Consider the following 15,019-nt stretch of genomic DNA (forward strand, 5'->3'; position numbering starts at 1 on the left):
TAATTTTCAGAACTATAATTAGTCTGTTACATAAAAACATTGTACTTGAGAGGGGAATATATTCTATGAAAAATAGAATAATCGCAGCAGGAATAATTGCAGCTAGTATATTATCTTATTCATCTAGTAGTTTCGCACAAACAAAAACATTTCCAGATGTCCCAGCAGGGGGCTGGGCAGAAGGTTCTATTTACTATTTAGTAGAGAAAGGTGCAATTAAAGGTAATGATGCAGGAATGTTCGAGCCTGGAAAAGAAATCACTCGTGCAGAAGCAGCAACAATTATTGCGCAAACTTTAAAGTTACCGATTGATAATGCGGCTCAGCCAACCTTTACAGATTCTAAAACTCATTGGGCAACTCGATTTATTGCCGCTGTAGAAAAAGCAGGAGTAATTGCAGGGAAAGGAAACGGGATTTTTGATCCAGACGGTAAAATTGACCGAGTTTCTATGGCAGCGATGCTTGTTGGGGCGTATAAATTAGATGCGAAAGTAAAACAACCATTACCAACAAAATTTGCAGATTTAAATCCTAGTTGGGGAAAAGATAAAGCGAACATTTTAGTAGAATTGAATATTTCACAAGGTGTAACTAGTACAGCTTGGCTACCTAATAAAACTGTAACGAAGGCAGAAGCAGCGCAATTTATTGCAAAATCAGATTCTCTTAAAATTCCAGATGCATTAGAAGGAAAAGTAATTATTATTGATCCAGGTCATGGTGGGAAAGATTCTGGGAAGCCGACACAAGGATTATATGAAAGTGATATTGTATTAGATACATCGAAAAGATTACAAAAATTACTAGATAAAAATACTCCATTCCATGTGTTGTTAACACGTGAAACGGATATCCGTCTTGGTGAAAATCAACCTGAGGACCTTAAAAACCGTGTAGAGTTCGCGAAAGAGCATAATGGAGATATTTTTATAAGTATTCATGCAAATGGCTCTAACAATCATGATGGATATGGAACGGAGACTTTTTATTATAAAGGATCTGAAACGAAAGAATTAACTGAACGTGAAAAAGATAGTCGTATGTTAGCAGAGAAAATACAAAAACGAGTAGTTAAAGCTCTAGATACAAGAAATCGTGGTGCGAAACCAGAAGACTTTTATGTACTAAGAGAAAATGAGATGCCTGCAGTATTAACTGAACTAGCATTTTTAGATAATAGTGCAGATTATGAGAAGTTGGCTTCAGAATCAGGAAGACAAATTGCTGCTGAAGCAGTTTATGCTGGTATTTTAGATTATTATGAGTGGAAAGGTTTCAATGTTTCAAAATATCGTTTGGCTAAATAAAAACATCTTTTGCTAAGCCCATCTTCTATATAGAGATGGGCTTTTCATATGAGTTTATATAATTTTGTATCAAAATAAAAAGATATATCGTATTATGCTGATTATAAATAAAATAATGGTAGATTAGTTTATTTGTATCACGTATACTTTTACTGTTGACTAATTAAGAGTTTGTTAGTTTGATAGGGAAAATTTTATTATAAAGGGAGGCAAGTTAACACGGGATAAGCATATACATAACGTGTTAAAAAATATGAAAAAAGTTATTTCTAATGTGTTAGCAGTGACAGTCGCACTTCAAGTAGTGATGGCTCCGGCAACTTCATTTGCAGCTGAAAAAGAATTTCCAGACGTTCCGAAAGATCATTGGTCGTATAAAGCAATTACTAATTTAACATCAAAAGAAATTATTGCAGGATATGATAATGGTAAGTTTGGATTCGGGGATGTTGTAAATCGTGAGCAAGTAGCCGCATTAATATATCGTGCATTAAAACCAGAAGCGAAAAGCGAATATAAAAATCCATACTCTGATATTAACGAAGGGACAACAATGTTCCAAAAAGAAATTTTAGCTTTAACAGATATGGGGATTTTCGTAGGTGATGGTAAAGGAACATTTAGACCGAAAGAATCTTTAACTCGTGCTGAAATGGCTGTAATTTTACAGAAAGCCTTTAAACTAAAAGTAAAAGCTAATCATACATTTAATGATGTTCCGAAAGATCATTGGGCAAATGAAGCGGTTAGTGCATTAGAGTCTAACGGTGTTGCTGCAGGTAATGGAGCAGGTGCATTTAATCCAACAGGTGTTTTAACACGTGAAGAATATGCACAATTTTTATATAACGCCATGGCATCATATATCGATTTAGATGTAACATTACCTTCTAATGTAACAGCTCAAGAGATTGATAATTATATTAAAAGATATCATCCCGATAGTCCGCTTGTTGGAGTTGGACAAGACTTTATTAAAGCGCAAAACGAGTATGGCGTGAACTCTTTATATTTAGCAGCACATGCAATCTTAGAGTCTGGATACGGGAAATCAGAAATTGCATATCGTAAACATAATTTATTTGGACTACGAGCGTATGATTGGGATCCATTCGCACATGCAAAATATTTACCATCTTATGGATTAAGTATTTCATACAATGCTGATTATGTGAGAAAGAATTACTTAGAACAAGGTGCTAAGTATTTCAAAGGTTACACATTACCTGCGATGAATGTAATGTATTCAACTGATAAAGAATGGGCTGGCAAAATTGCTAATATTATGGAACGTATTAAGCCTTTCAATAACAAGGATTATCAAAATGTCAAACGATTACCGAAAAACCCTAATACATTAAATGTAGATGCATTAGGCGAAACAATTCCATATAAAGATTATGCAAAAGACGCAAAAACTACTGTTCAGTCGGTAGGGTCTTACTATCAAGTTCCATTCCCGTTTAACAACCCAATTAAGAGTGTACCAAACGTTACACAAAATGAAGTTGGAAAATTAGAAAATGGTACAAAAGTAAACGTATATCGTGAAGATCCAAATGGCTGGGTAGAATTCTCACTTGAAAATGCTCCAGAAAAATATTGGACATTGAAGAAGAACTTAAAATTATAAATAAAAAAGGTGTTTTCATATATGAAAACACCTTTTTTATTTATATTCAACACGTAATATGTGTAGATTCATTATGATGTTCTTTTTTATATTTCTACCAATAATTTAACAGTTTCATATATAATTAAAGTTATTAAAGATTGAATTTTCTGTGTTTGTTTTTTGGTATTAACTTAATTTGAAAAGAGGAGAGAGATATGCAAGGAGAAATACCAACAGAGAAAAATTTAGGTTATGTCGGTAAATTGTTATTGCCAGTTAAAGTGTCACCGCACTTTAAGTTTTTATGGATTGGGCAATTACTTTCGACTTTAGGTAGTTCGATAACGATGGTTATTCTGCCAGTCGTTGTGTATTCATTAACTGGTTCAACAGTTGTAATGGGAATGACTATGGCAATGTACATGCTTCCTAATATTCTTGCGTTACCGTTTGCTGGATTAGTCGTGGATCGAATTGACCGGGTGAAATTGATGTTATTTACAGATATAATCCGCTGCATATTAATGCTATTACTTGCAACGCTTATATTTATGGACGTTTTAACAATTCCACTTCTATATGTACTCGTAGCGTTATATGGACTTATGGAAGGGATATTTCAGCCGGCGTATTCAGCTGTAAGAGCGAAAGTATTTGTACCGGAAATTCGAAATGCAGCTAATGCATTAACGCAAATGAGTAATCAAGGAATACGATTAATTGGCCCAGCACTTGGTGGGTTAATAGTATCAGTTACATCTGCAGGGATAGGCTTCGGACTAGATGCAGCAACGTATTTGTTATCGTTTTTATGTTTATTATTTTTAAAAGAAATTAAGTTTAAAAAAGTAAAACCCATTGAAAAGAGTAAGATCGATTACAAACAAGAGTTTATGGAAGGTATTTTAGTTTTAAAAAGTCATCCGTGGTTGTGGATTACCATTCTAGTCTTTTCTTTCGTTAATATTTGTTATGCAGGCATTATCGTTGTATTAATTCCATGGTTGTTTAATGTTCATCATCATTTTGAAGCTTACGTGTATGGCTTAGGTATGGCTGCTTCTGGTGCTGGAGCTGTAATTGCAGCACTAATTTTTGGTGGGAGGCAGCGGTGGCATAAGAGAGGATTACTTGCGTATGGTGGTGTTTTAATTAGTGGAATGGCGTTATTAATTATGCCTTTCGTTTCTTGGGCACCCGCCTTAATTGGATTAATGGCAATTGAAGGATTCGGTATTATGATATTTGGGCTTATTTGGGAAACAAGTTTACAAGAGCTTGTACCAGAAGAAGCTTTTGGAAGAGTGGCAAGTCTTGATATGTTAGGCTCATTTGCTTTATTACCATTAGGGTATGTGGTGGTAGGCTGGTTAGCTACTGTAATAGGTGGAAAGATAACAATTATAATGCTAGCTATTTTAGTACTCATAACAATTGGAATGGCATTGTCTGTACCAAGTATTCGGCGGTTCGATTGATTATGTAGGCAAAAAGGGGGAATGGTATATGACTATAGAAAATCTACATGATTTAGTAGTACATGAGTTGGGATGTAAATACGTTTTGGGAGAAAAGGTATTTGAAGCAAGGAATTTCACGGTGTATATTGCTACTCCTATAGAAAATAAAATGACATATAATCGATTCATCTTAATTAAGCATTTGTCTAATGAAGAGCCTTCCGTACATGTTTGGGACAAAAAAATCTGTGTAGACGCTACAAAAATACATATTGCAAAAGAAGTGACAGAAGCAATTCAATCGGGTTTTGTAAATAAAGAGTAAGCCCTAATCAAATTAGGACTTACTCTTCATTAAACACAAATGTTTGCTTCATTTTTTTACTCTCATGTACTGGATGACCGTTGTAAGAGAAATTCTTTTCTTCCCAAGTAATGACAACTTTAAAATTATGGCTATTAAAGTCTAATGGGAATACCATGTAGTCAAAGCTTGTATGACTTTTTGAAACGTTGTTATTAGATGAAGTAGGATTAAAGGTAGCTTTAGATGTAGGTGTGTTATCAAGTATTTCCACCGATACATTTGCAACATCATTACCAATATTTTTTAAGAGTAAACTATACGTATCATATACACCTTGTTTTGGCTGCACGGCTTGCTTGTTTGAGTTATGAGATTTGTCAATTTCGATATACCACTGTTTAGACTTTGACGCAATTGGTAGTGATTGAAATGTGTATGCACTAGCTTGTATTGGTAGTGCTAAGCAGATTAATGCAAAGAGAGAAAATATTTTTCGTTTCATTTTTAGAGAGCTCCCATTCTTTAATGGATTTATTTGTTATTATCTTCTCTTTGCGAAAAAATATACCATATAATGTAAGGGGGTATTGTAAATAAGAGAGGCTGTTTTTTTATCTTATAAAAAGAATATGCTAAAAATTCTGTATAAATCATTTATTTAATATAGTTAAATATGCTAGAATAAATTGAAAGCGATTTCTTATATGGGAATAAGAAAATGCTTTCTGAAGGGGGAGGGGATAGAAGTGATTACATTTTTAGTGTCAATCGTCGTATTGATAATCGGTTATTTTACATATGGAAAGTTAATTGAAAAGATATTTGGAATAAATTATTCGAGAAAGACACCAGCTTATGTGAATCAAGATGGGATAGATTATGTACCTATGGATAGGCGAAAGAATTCTATGATTCAATTACTTAATATTGCAGGTACTGGTCCTATATTCGGACCAATATTAGGTGCTTTATATGGTCCAGTTGCATTTGTCTGGATTGTGATAGGAGCGATTTTTGCAGGAGCCGTTCATGATTATCTTACAGGGATGATTTCTATACGAAATAAAGGGGCGCATATTCCTGAATTAGCAGGGAAATTTTTAGGGAATGCAATGAGACATATTGTAAATGTTTTTTCATTGTTACTTTTAGTATTAGTAGGAACTGTATTTATAACAACACCAGCATCATTACTTGATATTGTATTGCAAGGAAAAGTGTCAATAACTATTATTTTATCTGTAATTTTCATATATTACATTTTATCGACTATCTTACCGATTGATAAAATTATTGGTAAAATTTATCCGGTATTAGGTGCATTATTGCTAATAAGTGCTATTGGCATAGGGGGAATGATGATAATAAAAGGCTCTCCTATTCCAGAGCTAACGTTTGAAAATATGCATCCAGACAATGCACCTATTTTCCCATTATTAATGTTGACGATTACGTGTGGTGCCTTATCAGGATTCCACGCAACACAATCACCAATTATTTCACGTACACTTCAAACGGAGAAACATGGCCGTTATGTATTTTTCGGTATGATGATTGCAGAAGCGATAATTGCAATGATCTGGGCAGCTGCGGCAATGAGTATTTTCTCTTACGGTGAATTAAATGAGCTAATTAAATCGGGTACACCAGCTGCGGTTGTAAGTGAAATCTCGAAGACGATGTTAGGTGCTGTGGGGGGCACAATAGCTGTTCTTGGTGTCATTGTATTACCAATTACATCTGGAGACACAGCATTCCGTGCGGCACGTTCTATTATTGCGGATTACTTCCATTTCAATCAAACAAAATTAAAAAATCGCTTAATTATTGCGATTCCATTATTTGTTATTGCATATGGTTTAACGAAAATTGACTTTACACTATTATGGAGATATTTCTCTTGGGCTAACCAATCGACTGCAGCCATTGCGTTATGGATTGGAACGATGTATTTATTTATAAAAGGAAAACAGTATATCGTTTCTTTAATTCCAGCGATATTTATGACGCTCATGACAGTTGTTTATATTTTAAATGCGAAAATTGGTTTTAATATTCCGCTAAATACATCGTATATTGTAGGTGCGATTATTACAGTTATTTTAACTGTTGTATTCTTTATGAAAGCTGTAAGGAATAGAAGAGAGAATATTGAGGTGGATGTACAATTAGAGAAAGAAGCTGTGTAGAGATTTTCTACACAGCTTTTTTCAAACAAGAAAAAATTACCAATAAATATGTTAAAATAACATTGTCATATAACAAGGGGGATTCGTTTGATGGAAAAAGAGCATCTTGCTAAAGTAGATTTAACGAAAAAAATTGAATCAAAATCTAAGTACAATAAGAAACTTGAAAAATATCAAATGCGTTTATTAGCACTACAACAAATATTAAAAGAAGAGAAAATAGCCGTTATGATTGTTATGGAAGGTTGGGATGCGGCAGGTAAAGGCGGAGCAATTAAGCGAGTGACTGAGCATCTTGATCCACGCGGATTCCAAGTAAATCCAATTGGAGCGCCTGCTCCTCATGAAAAACGGTATCATTATTTGCAACGTTTTTGGCGGAAACTTCCTCAATATGGGCAAATTACTATATTCGACCGTTCATGGTATGGGCGTGTATTAGTTGAGCGTGTTGAAGAGTTCGCCACAAAGGAAGAGTGGACGAGAGCGTATGGTGAAATTAATGATTTCGAAAAACTATTAACTGATGATCATTACATAATAGGAAAGTTTTTCTATCATATTAGTAATGACGAACAGTTAAAGAGATTTACAGAAAGAGAGAACAACCCTCTTAAAAGATGGAAAATTACAGACGAAGACTGGCGAAATCGTGAAAAATGGGATGAGTATGTCGAAGCAATGGAAGACATGTTTGAAAATACAAATAAGCCGAATGCAAAATGGCATATTATTGCGAGTAATGATAAATTATATGCCCGTTTGAAAACATTGAAAGTAATTATTTCATTAATTGAGGATTATTTCTTAGAGCATAATATAGAATTACCTTCTTATTACTATGAAATAAAAGAAGATAAGACAGAGGACGTTGAAACTAATCAAGATGTAGTTAGAAAATAGTACAAAGTTTACATATGAAATATAAAGAAGAACCATCCTGTAACTTTGGGAAACCGAATTACGGGATGTTTTTTTTATTTAGAAACATTTTACAATTTACAGAATAAGGTATATAATCAATAATCATATTAACGTTGTTAATATGATTGTTGATTATATATTGTGTGGGGGTCTTATTTTGAAGGGAAGAGATGTTGTTTTAGGTTTATTAATGGAAAAAGAATTGTCTGGTTATGACATTAAAATTGTGTTTGAGGATGTATTTACTTACTTTTTTGATGGCAGCTTTGGAATGATTTATCCAACGTTACGACAATTGGAAAAGGAGGGGAAAATTAAAAAAGAAATTGTCATGCAAGAAGGGAAACCGAATAAGAAAATGTACTTTATTACAGATGAAGGGCGTGAAGAGTTTTATAAATACATGCAAACGGATGTAGAGAAAGACGTTTTACGTTCAGATTTTTTAATGAGGATGTATTTTGGTAATTATAGTGATGATAGGGCGATAAAAAAATGGATTGAAGACGAAATTGAAAGGAAAGAAGCGTACATTGCGGATCTTCGTTTGAAATATGAAAAATGGAGAGAAGGTATTACTTTCGTTGAAGAAATTTCGCTCGATGTAGGTATTGCATCATATAGTGCGCAAGTAGAGATGTTGAAGAGGAAGTTACAGCAATTAGAAGCAAAAGAAAATAATAAAACGGAAGAATGAAAAATACGTTCACAATAAATAAAGGGGTAGATTAACATGGAGCAGTCAAAGGGTATTAAGATTGTCTTTTTAATGTGCTTAGGTATTTTTCTTTGTATGATTGATACAACGATTATGAATATAGCTTTACCAGCAATACAATCGAGTGTAAATACTTCATTAGAGAAGATGTCTTGGGTATTAAATGTTTATACAATGACGATTGCAGTACTCGCAATCCCGCTAGGACGGATAGCTGATATTTTTGGGAAAGCAAAGGTGTATATTCTCGGTTTAATTATTTTTGGTGGTGGATCAGTGCTTTGTGCTTTTGCTAACACAGGCGATTTCCTTATTTTTTCTCGTTTTATACAAAGTATTGGTGCTGCAATTTTATTTCCAACGAGTATGGTAATAGGTGTATCAGCTATGCCGTTAGCAAAGAGGCATGTTGCACTTGCTATTTTAGGAGTAACGCAAGGATTGTCAGCTGCACTTGGTCCGGTAATAGGCGGAATTATTACGCAAAATGTAGGATGGAGATGGGTGTTCTTCGTCAATGTTCCGATTTGTATTCTTGGAATCATTTTATGCTGTATTATGCTACAAATAAAAAATGAAGAACGTATTATCTCAAAAATTGATTGGATTGGACTCATATTAAGTAGTTTAGCGATTTTTTCTTTTACTCTCGTATTAGTGAAAGGCAATACGTGGGGATGGCAAAGTAATATTGCTTTGTCTTGTTATGCCATTAGCACTATTTCTCTTATTCTATTTGTTCTAGTGGAACGAAAGATTCATAATCCAATGGTGAATTTAAATTTATTTAAAGATCGAATGTTTGTCGGAGCGTCTATCGTTGTTATATTAAGTAATTTATTCTTAATTGGCGTTACTGTATTGCTTCCAACTTTTTTGACAAAAATACAGCATCGAACGGAAATTGAAGCTGCTTTTCTAGTGACACCTATTTCAGCGATGATATTTTTTATCTCACCTGTTGCAGCAACTTTAATTAAAAAGCTTGGAAAAGTAACTATTATTTTGTCAGGGTTTCTTGTTATGGGCCTATCCTACTATTGGTTGCAAATGATTGACGTCAATTCAACAAATATAGAAATTATTATTCCGTGTATGATATTAGGTGTTGGATATGGTTTAGTAGTGGGGCCAATTACAGTTTTAAGTGCATCTTCGTTTGAAGGGGAATTATTAACTGCTTCTCAAACTGTCGTATCGATGTTACGTCAAGTGGGTATTGTATTAGCGGTTGCAATATTTGTATCTAATTTAACTCACAACTTATCTTTAAATAAAGAGAATGTATATCGTTATGCAAAAGAAAAAGTGCGTAATATTCATGTGAGTAGTGCCGAGCGAGCTGAGATATTACAAATAACAAAAGAAAAAATAGAGAAACAAAGTATAGAAACAAATGTAGAAAAGAAACAAAATGAAACATTGGTGGGATTAAGTAAAGAGAAAAAAGACGAACTAATTCACCAAAAAGTGGATGAAGTATTAAGTGGCGTTCCAGTAGAATATCGAGAGATAAAAAGAGAAGAAATTACGAATCAAGTAACAAAAGAAGTTGAAAAACAAGAGGAGAGTATAAAGAAAGAAGTACTTGCATTTTCAAAAGATGTAAGTCGGTATGCCAAAAATAAGATGGCTATGAGTTTTACAGATTTATATAAAGCAAGTGTTCCAGTTATTTTAATTTGTGCTTTAGTAAGTTTGTTGTTTTGGGAAGGGAAGGCTTTGAGTAAAAAGAGAAGGGAAAGAGTAGTAGGGCAAGTGTAAAGAAAAACAGGCTGAAATTGGCCTGTTTTTCTTTACACTAGTATGGGAAATCTGAGTTTAGTTCATTAAATTTCCGTCTACAATAGTAGAATCGGAACTGGTACTACTATTAAAAGGAGCGAAAGAGAATGACAACTAAGATCATTATGTTTACAGGTAATACATGTTCAAAATGTATGAGAGCAAAGGCGATGCTAAATAATACGCCGCCGGGTGTTGAATTTGAGTTAATTGAAAGAAATGTAGATGAAAATGAAAGTGATATGGAATTCCTTACGAAAAAATTGAAATCTAATTCATTGCCTACTTTTCTTATCAATCCCGAAGAAGGTTCGACGGATTATAAACCTAGGTAGAATCTAATTATATGATGTGCATTTTAATCCAAGGGGTACAAATTCGATGCGACGTGAAAAGGATTTGTTGAAACAATGGAAGGCGGACTTGCAAGCTGTTCAAGAAGAGAAGAGGCTGAAGAAGAAGGCTAAGAAAAAGAATAAGAAATATAGCATTCCTGGTAATACAGCTGACTTCATGAATGGCAAGAATACTTATCATAAAGAGAATGGGGTATGGAAGCAAAGAAATAAATAATATGAGAATAAATGAGTTTGATGAAGTGTATAGCAATTATCGTAGGCGCTGCCGTGATCTGGGTGGCGTCTTGTTTGTTGTTAAGGGGTGAAATAGATTTGAAACTTAAAGAGTAGATAATAATATTATTACTTTAAAATGTAGAAAATAGACTAGTAAACAAGCTTCTTTTGTTTTTAAGCATAGAATATGATGAATCTTAAAGTTAAGAGGAGGTAATCATATTTATGGGATGTAATTGTAATTTCAGACATTGCAGAGATTAATCTTCCTTACTAATTTAATACATACATAATATTTTATTCTTTTAGCATCATGGCCGAGGGAAGCAACGGTTTAAAATCAATAGGTGAGGAAAGAGAAATTAGTGTAGTGTAGTGGAGTTACCATATTTCATACTTTCATTTTCAAATAGTTCAAGTTCTTTTGTAGATTCAACTACTACTTTAATTAAGTAGTTATATTCCCCACTTATACGGTGACACTCTACCACTTGTGATGTATTTTCGCAATAATCAACAAAATTAAGACATTGTGTGGTTCGAAATAAAATAAAAGCTACTGTTGACTTACCGATTTTATCATTTGATACAACAGTCCTGTAATTTGAGATGATTCCTTTTTCTTCTAATCTTTTTACTCTTTCAGTTACCGCTGGTTGAGATAAGCCTATAAGTTTACCAATAGCAGTCATTGACAATCGTGCATCTCCCTGCAAATGCGTTAGTATATCTTTATCTACACTATCCATATAAATCCCCCTTTTAAAATAAAGTTAGATTAACAAAAAAAACTTAATATTAAAGGTTATATCCTCTTATTATATAAGCTTATCATTAAAATGTATAATTTAACGTTATAAACTTAAATTATACATCGTTAATTTCTTCGTTTTTTATAAATAAAAAGAAAAAGATGAAAATTAGTTAGAACTTATAATCATTATTCTAATAATTCAAATGATTTATTATGTAAAATCAATGTTTATTTTATTAAAATTAAGTTGTTCTTTAAATTTATATAGGATGTGATGAATAAATGTTAACAACAGATAAAGACATCATAGGATTGATTAAAAGGGTTGATGAAGTAATAAACAAAGCGATCGAAAACAACAAAATCGTTGGTACAGTGACTTTAATTAGCAAGAATGGTGACCTTATCTATAAGCGTGTTGCAGGTTACGCTGATCGGGAAGAAAAAACAAAAATGGACCAGGACTCGATTTTTCGCCTTGCATCTGTTACGAAACCAATTGTTTCTGCAGCAGCTTTAGTATTGGTCTCAAAAGAAATAATTGGTTTGGATGATCCAATTACTAAGTGGCTTCCAGAATTTCAACCACAGTTAATGAACGGTGACAAACCTATCATTACTGTAAGGCATTTGCTTACCCATACGGCTGGGTTGACATATGGATTTTTAGAGCCTGAAGGAGGAGCATATAAAAAGGCAAGGGTTTCAGATGGAATGAACCTTTCAGGAATCTCTTTAGAAGAAAATTTACAAAGACTTTCCACTGTCCCTTTATTATATGCTCCGGGTACGAATTGGAGTTATTCTATAGCAGTAGACGTGTTGGGTGCAGTTATCAGTAAAGCTTATGGAGATTCGTTGCAAGCATTAATTAGAACTCTAATAACTGATCCATTAGAAATGGTGAATACATCATTTAATGTTATAGATAGGCAAAGAATAGTAACTCAATATCTAAGTAGTTCTCCTATTCCTAAAAGAATGGGTGATAAGGAAGTTGCTCAAGTATTTGAAGGAACCGCAGGCATCGTGTTTGAGCCTGCTCGTGCATTCGATACCAATGCTTTCCCATCAGGAGGTTCTGGAATGAATGGTACTGCAGAGGATTTTCTGTATTTCCTTGAAGAGTTAAGGTCAGGAAATTCTTTATTACCAAATGATATAAAAAATGAAATGACCAAGATTCAAACTGGAAATTTACCATTAGTCGGCTGGCCTGGAAGAGGATTTGGTTTAGGATTTACTATATTGAAAGATTCTAAAGAAGCTAATACAAAAGAGTCCATTGGAACATGGAGATTAGGAGGAGCTTATGGACACTCATGGTTTGTTGACCCTATAGAGAAATTAACAGTAGTTTCATTTACAAATACTGCTTTTGAGGGAATGGATGGTCAATTTACTGTAGACTTAACCGATGCCATCTATGAGTGACATTAAATAAGTTTACTGGAAGAAAGGATATTTTAATAAATTAAAAGGATAGTCAAACTTTGAGATGTTCCTATAAATTATAGATACCTTTCTTAATAAAGAGGTGCCTACTTATATATTCACTTCCTTTTTATGGAAATTTTTTTATGTATTGGCTTCTTAAATAAATATTAATATAAAAGAGGTGCTCTTCTTATGTATCAAGAGAGAAGTTCAACTACACGGAGTGCTACAATTGCCTCTTCACCAGAACGTCTTCCATGGAACGGTTTAATCGCTCTGGCGATGGCTGGATTTATCTGTATACTCACAGAAACTATTCCTGCTGGGTTATTAATAGAGATTAGTAATGGACTAGGAGTTACTGAATCCCTTGCTGGCCAACTTGTTACTTCATATGCTCTTGGATCATTATTAGCTGCTATTCCTTTAACTACGGCAACTCAAGGATGGAGAAGAAAGCCTTTGCTGCTTCTATGTATCGCGGGATTTCTTTTATTTAATACTATTACTGCTTTTTCTTTTAATTATACTTTGACGTTAATAGCTCGCTTCTTTGCTGGAGTAACTGCAGGTGTTCTTTGGGGAATGACTGCCGGATATGCCCGTCTAATGGCATCGGAATCACTTAAAGGGAAGGCTATGGCGGTAGCGATGGTCGGAACTCCTCTTGCTCTTGCATTTGGTGTTCCTATTGGGACATTTCTTGGTACCTTTTTGGGCTGGCGCTTTGTCTTCGGAATTATGTCACTTTCAACTTTATTATTAGTTATTTGGGTTCTATGGAAACTTCCAGACTTCCCTGGACAATCTACGGAAAAACGCATACCTCTATTAAAGGTTTTGGTCACACCAGGGGTAAGATCAGTGCTATTTGTTGTATTAGCTTGGGTACTCTCACATAACATTCTTTATACTTATATTGCACCTTACCTTGATTATTTAGGACTAACCCAAAAGATTGACATGATATTGCTTATATTTGGTATAGCAGCATTAGTTGGTATCTGGGTTATTGGAATATTAATTGACCATAAACTACGTTCGTTGGTTTTAATCAGCCTTGCTGGGTTCGGTTTGGCATCTGTAGCACTAGGTATTGGCATGAATCAAACTATTGTAATCTATCTTGCAGTTACACTATGGGGTCTTACATTTGGAGGAGCCGCAACACTTCTGCAAACTGCAATTGCAAATGCTGGTGGAAATGGTGCAGATGTTGCTCAATCAATGCTTGTAACAACTTGGAACTTAGCTATTGGGGGCGGAAGTGTGGTTGGAGCATTCCTTTTGGAAACCATTGGAGTACTTTCTTTCCCATGGGCAATGTTCTGTATATTGCTAGTTGCATATATTTTTGTATGGAAGACTAAAACACCTGGCTTTACTGGAAAACAGAAATAGAACGAATAGGAATTAAGCTCAAAAAACATGCAATCGTAGTTTTGAAATAAAGTTTAATTAAAAGTATCTGAAAAATCCACGTTATGTGGTAAAAAAAAATGAATCCGTTTTGAAAATTCTTTTTTCAAAATGGATTCTTGTTATTTATGGTTCTGGTGCAAAAATAAAACAAAAGAGAATAAAGCATATATATTCCTAACGGAATCGTATCTTATGTTGCAAGTCCAAACAATTGATGGATGAATTCTTTTTGATTTTGGACAGACTGGTTCCGTAAAGCAATCTGTTCTTTTTTAATCATATGCATGGCTTCTACTCCAGAAAGAATGGATGTAGCTGTGTCAAAAGATTTAAGACCTAGCGTAGAACGGATTCGCTTCTTTATAAAGCGATGATCTTGTTCTACTATGTTATTCAAGTACTTTTGTTGTCTAAGTCGCATACCGTTAGGTATGCTTTTTCTTACGATTAGTCAACCTGTATTTATAGATTTTTGATGGATTGAGTACCAAAAATCTATATCACACATGTATCCACGTATAAC

General features: G+C 33.9%; 13 protein-coding genes and 2 pseudogenes. 12 read left to right on the forward strand and 3 right to left on the reverse strand.

Annotated features, from left to right (window positions below; translation table 11 throughout):
- Window positions 1-65 precede the first annotated feature (65 nt).
- From MR155_RS08655 to MR155_RS08670, 4 genes are all read left to right on the forward strand, one after another.
- Window positions 66-1,310 (forward strand): N-acetylmuramoyl-L-alanine amidase, encoded by a 1,245-nt coding sequence (locus MR155_RS08655; protein WP_113938093.1) that lies wholly within the window; start codon window positions 66-68, stop codon window positions 1,308-1,310.
- 253 nt (window positions 1,311-1,563) lie between these two features.
- Window positions 1,564-2,943, forward strand: a complete 1,380-nt coding sequence (locus MR155_RS08660) for an S-layer homology domain-containing protein (RefSeq protein ID WP_242309249.1) — start codon at window positions 1,564-1,566, stop codon at window positions 2,941-2,943.
- Between the two features lie 197 nt (window positions 2,944-3,140).
- Window positions 3,141-4,403 carry an MFS transporter gene (locus MR155_RS08665; RefSeq protein ID WP_242309251.1) on the forward strand — a complete coding sequence of 421 codons (1,263 nt, stop codon included), beginning with the start codon at window positions 3,141-3,143 and terminating at the stop codon, window positions 4,401-4,403.
- Window positions 4,404-4,431: 28 nt separating this feature from the next.
- Complete coding sequence (locus MR155_RS08670) at window positions 4,432-4,710, forward strand: hypothetical protein (RefSeq protein ID WP_002135550.1); 279 nt, start codon at window positions 4,432-4,434, stop codon at window positions 4,708-4,710.
- Between the two features lie 19 nt (window positions 4,711-4,729).
- Here the strand turns inward: MR155_RS08670 and MR155_RS08675 are convergent, their stop codons facing one another.
- Complete coding sequence (locus tag MR155_RS08675) at window positions 4,730-5,194, reverse strand: hypothetical protein (protein ID WP_002086342.1); 465 nt, start codon at window positions 5,192-5,194, stop codon at window positions 4,730-4,732.
- A 244-nt stretch (window positions 5,195-5,438) separates the two neighbouring features.
- Between MR155_RS08675 and MR155_RS08680 the strand changes: the two genes are divergently transcribed.
- From MR155_RS08680 to MR155_RS08705, 6 genes are all read left to right on the forward strand, one after another.
- A complete protein-coding gene (locus MR155_RS08680) occupies window positions 5,439-6,881 on the forward strand; it encodes a carbon starvation CstA family protein (RefSeq protein WP_242309254.1) in 1,443 nt (480 codons plus the stop codon).
- Between the two features lie 90 nt (window positions 6,882-6,971).
- A complete protein-coding gene (locus MR155_RS08685) occupies window positions 6,972-7,784 on the forward strand; it encodes a polyphosphate kinase 2 family protein (RefSeq protein ID WP_242309256.1) in 813 nt (270 codons plus the stop codon).
- A gap of 178 nt (window positions 7,785-7,962) precedes the next feature.
- On the forward strand, window positions 7,963-8,502 hold the full coding sequence (locus MR155_RS08690) for a PadR family transcriptional regulator (RefSeq protein ID WP_002086322.1): 540 nt from the start codon (window positions 7,963-7,965) through the stop codon (window positions 8,500-8,502).
- 36 nt (window positions 8,503-8,538) lie between these two features.
- Window positions 8,539-10,287: an MFS transporter gene (locus MR155_RS08695; RefSeq protein WP_242309259.1), complete on the forward strand. Its 1,749-nt coding sequence runs from the start codon at window positions 8,539-8,541 to the stop codon at window positions 10,285-10,287.
- 128 nt (window positions 10,288-10,415) lie between these two features.
- Window positions 10,416-10,643 (forward strand): glutaredoxin family protein, encoded by a 228-nt coding sequence (locus MR155_RS08700; protein ID WP_242309261.1) that lies wholly within the window; start codon window positions 10,416-10,418, stop codon window positions 10,641-10,643.
- A gap of 46 nt (window positions 10,644-10,689) precedes the next feature.
- A complete protein-coding gene (locus MR155_RS08705) occupies window positions 10,690-10,881 on the forward strand; it encodes a hypothetical protein (RefSeq protein ID WP_242309262.1) in 192 nt (63 codons plus the stop codon).
- A 299-nt stretch (window positions 10,882-11,180) separates the two neighbouring features.
- Here MR155_RS08705 and MR155_RS08710 read toward each other — a convergent pair.
- Window positions 11,181-11,632, reverse strand: a pseudogene (locus MR155_RS08710) (Lrp/AsnC family transcriptional regulator).
- Window positions 11,633-11,919: 287 nt separating this feature from the next.
- On the opposite strand from MR155_RS08710, the gene MR155_RS08715 reads away from it, so the two are divergent.
- Together MR155_RS08715 and MR155_RS08720 are read left to right on the forward strand one after the other, a co-directional pair.
- The gene (locus tag MR155_RS08715) at window positions 11,920-13,071 is read left to right on the forward strand and encodes a serine hydrolase domain-containing protein (RefSeq protein ID WP_242309265.1); all 1,152 of its coding nucleotides are present in this window, start codon (window positions 11,920-11,922) and stop codon (window positions 13,069-13,071) included.
- Window positions 13,072-13,266: 195 nt separating this feature from the next.
- Window positions 13,267-14,475 (forward strand): MFS transporter, encoded by a 1,209-nt coding sequence (locus tag MR155_RS08720; RefSeq protein ID WP_242309267.1) that lies wholly within the window; start codon window positions 13,267-13,269, stop codon window positions 14,473-14,475.
- A gap of 211 nt (window positions 14,476-14,686) precedes the next feature.
- On the opposite strand, the pseudogene MR155_RS08725 reads toward MR155_RS08720, so the two are convergent.
- Window positions 14,687-14,920, reverse strand: a pseudogene (locus MR155_RS08725) (DDE-type integrase/transposase/recombinase); the annotation flags it as partial.
- Between the last annotated feature and the right edge of the window lie 99 nt (window positions 14,921-15,019).

Source organism: Bacillus cereus group sp. BfR-BA-01331 (assembly GCF_022663915.1).
Classification (GTDB): Bacteria; Bacillota; Bacilli; order Bacillales; family Bacillaceae_G; genus Bacillus_A; species Bacillus_A mycoides.

Excerpts from the sequence above, each read along its gene's own strand:
- MR155_RS08695 (WP_242309259.1), top strand. The coding sequence starts at position 8,539 with ATGGAGCAGTCAAAGGGTATTAAGATTGTCTTTTTAATGTGCTTAGGT.
- MR155_RS08655 (WP_113938093.1), top strand. The coding sequence starts at position 66 with ATGAAAAATAGAATAATCGCAGCAGGAATAATTGCAGCTAGTATATTA.
- MR155_RS08715 (WP_242309265.1), top strand. The coding sequence starts at position 11,920 with ATGTTAACAACAGATAAAGACATCATAGGATTGATTAAAAGGGTTGAT.
- MR155_RS08665 (WP_242309251.1), top strand. The coding sequence starts at position 3,141 with ATGCAAGGAGAAATACCAACAGAGAAAAATTTAGGTTATGTCGGTAAA.
- MR155_RS08720 (WP_242309267.1), top strand. The coding sequence starts at position 13,267 with ATGTATCAAGAGAGAAGTTCAACTACACGGAGTGCTACAATTGCCTCT.
- MR155_RS08660 (WP_242309249.1), top strand. The coding sequence starts at position 1,564 with ATGAAAAAAGTTATTTCTAATGTGTTAGCAGTGACAGTCGCACTTCAA.
- MR155_RS08670 (WP_002135550.1), top strand. The coding sequence starts at position 4,432 with ATGACTATAGAAAATCTACATGATTTAGTAGTACATGAGTTGGGATGT.
- MR155_RS08675 (WP_002086342.1), bottom strand. The coding sequence starts at position 5,194 with ATGAAACGAAAAATATTTTCTCTCTTTGCATTAATCTGCTTAGCACTA.
- MR155_RS08705 (WP_242309262.1), top strand. The coding sequence starts at position 10,690 with ATGCGACGTGAAAAGGATTTGTTGAAACAATGGAAGGCGGACTTGCAA.
- MR155_RS08700 (WP_242309261.1), top strand. The coding sequence starts at position 10,416 with ATGACAACTAAGATCATTATGTTTACAGGTAATACATGTTCAAAATGT.
- MR155_RS08685 (WP_242309256.1), top strand. The coding sequence starts at position 6,972 with ATGGAAAAAGAGCATCTTGCTAAAGTAGATTTAACGAAAAAAATTGAA.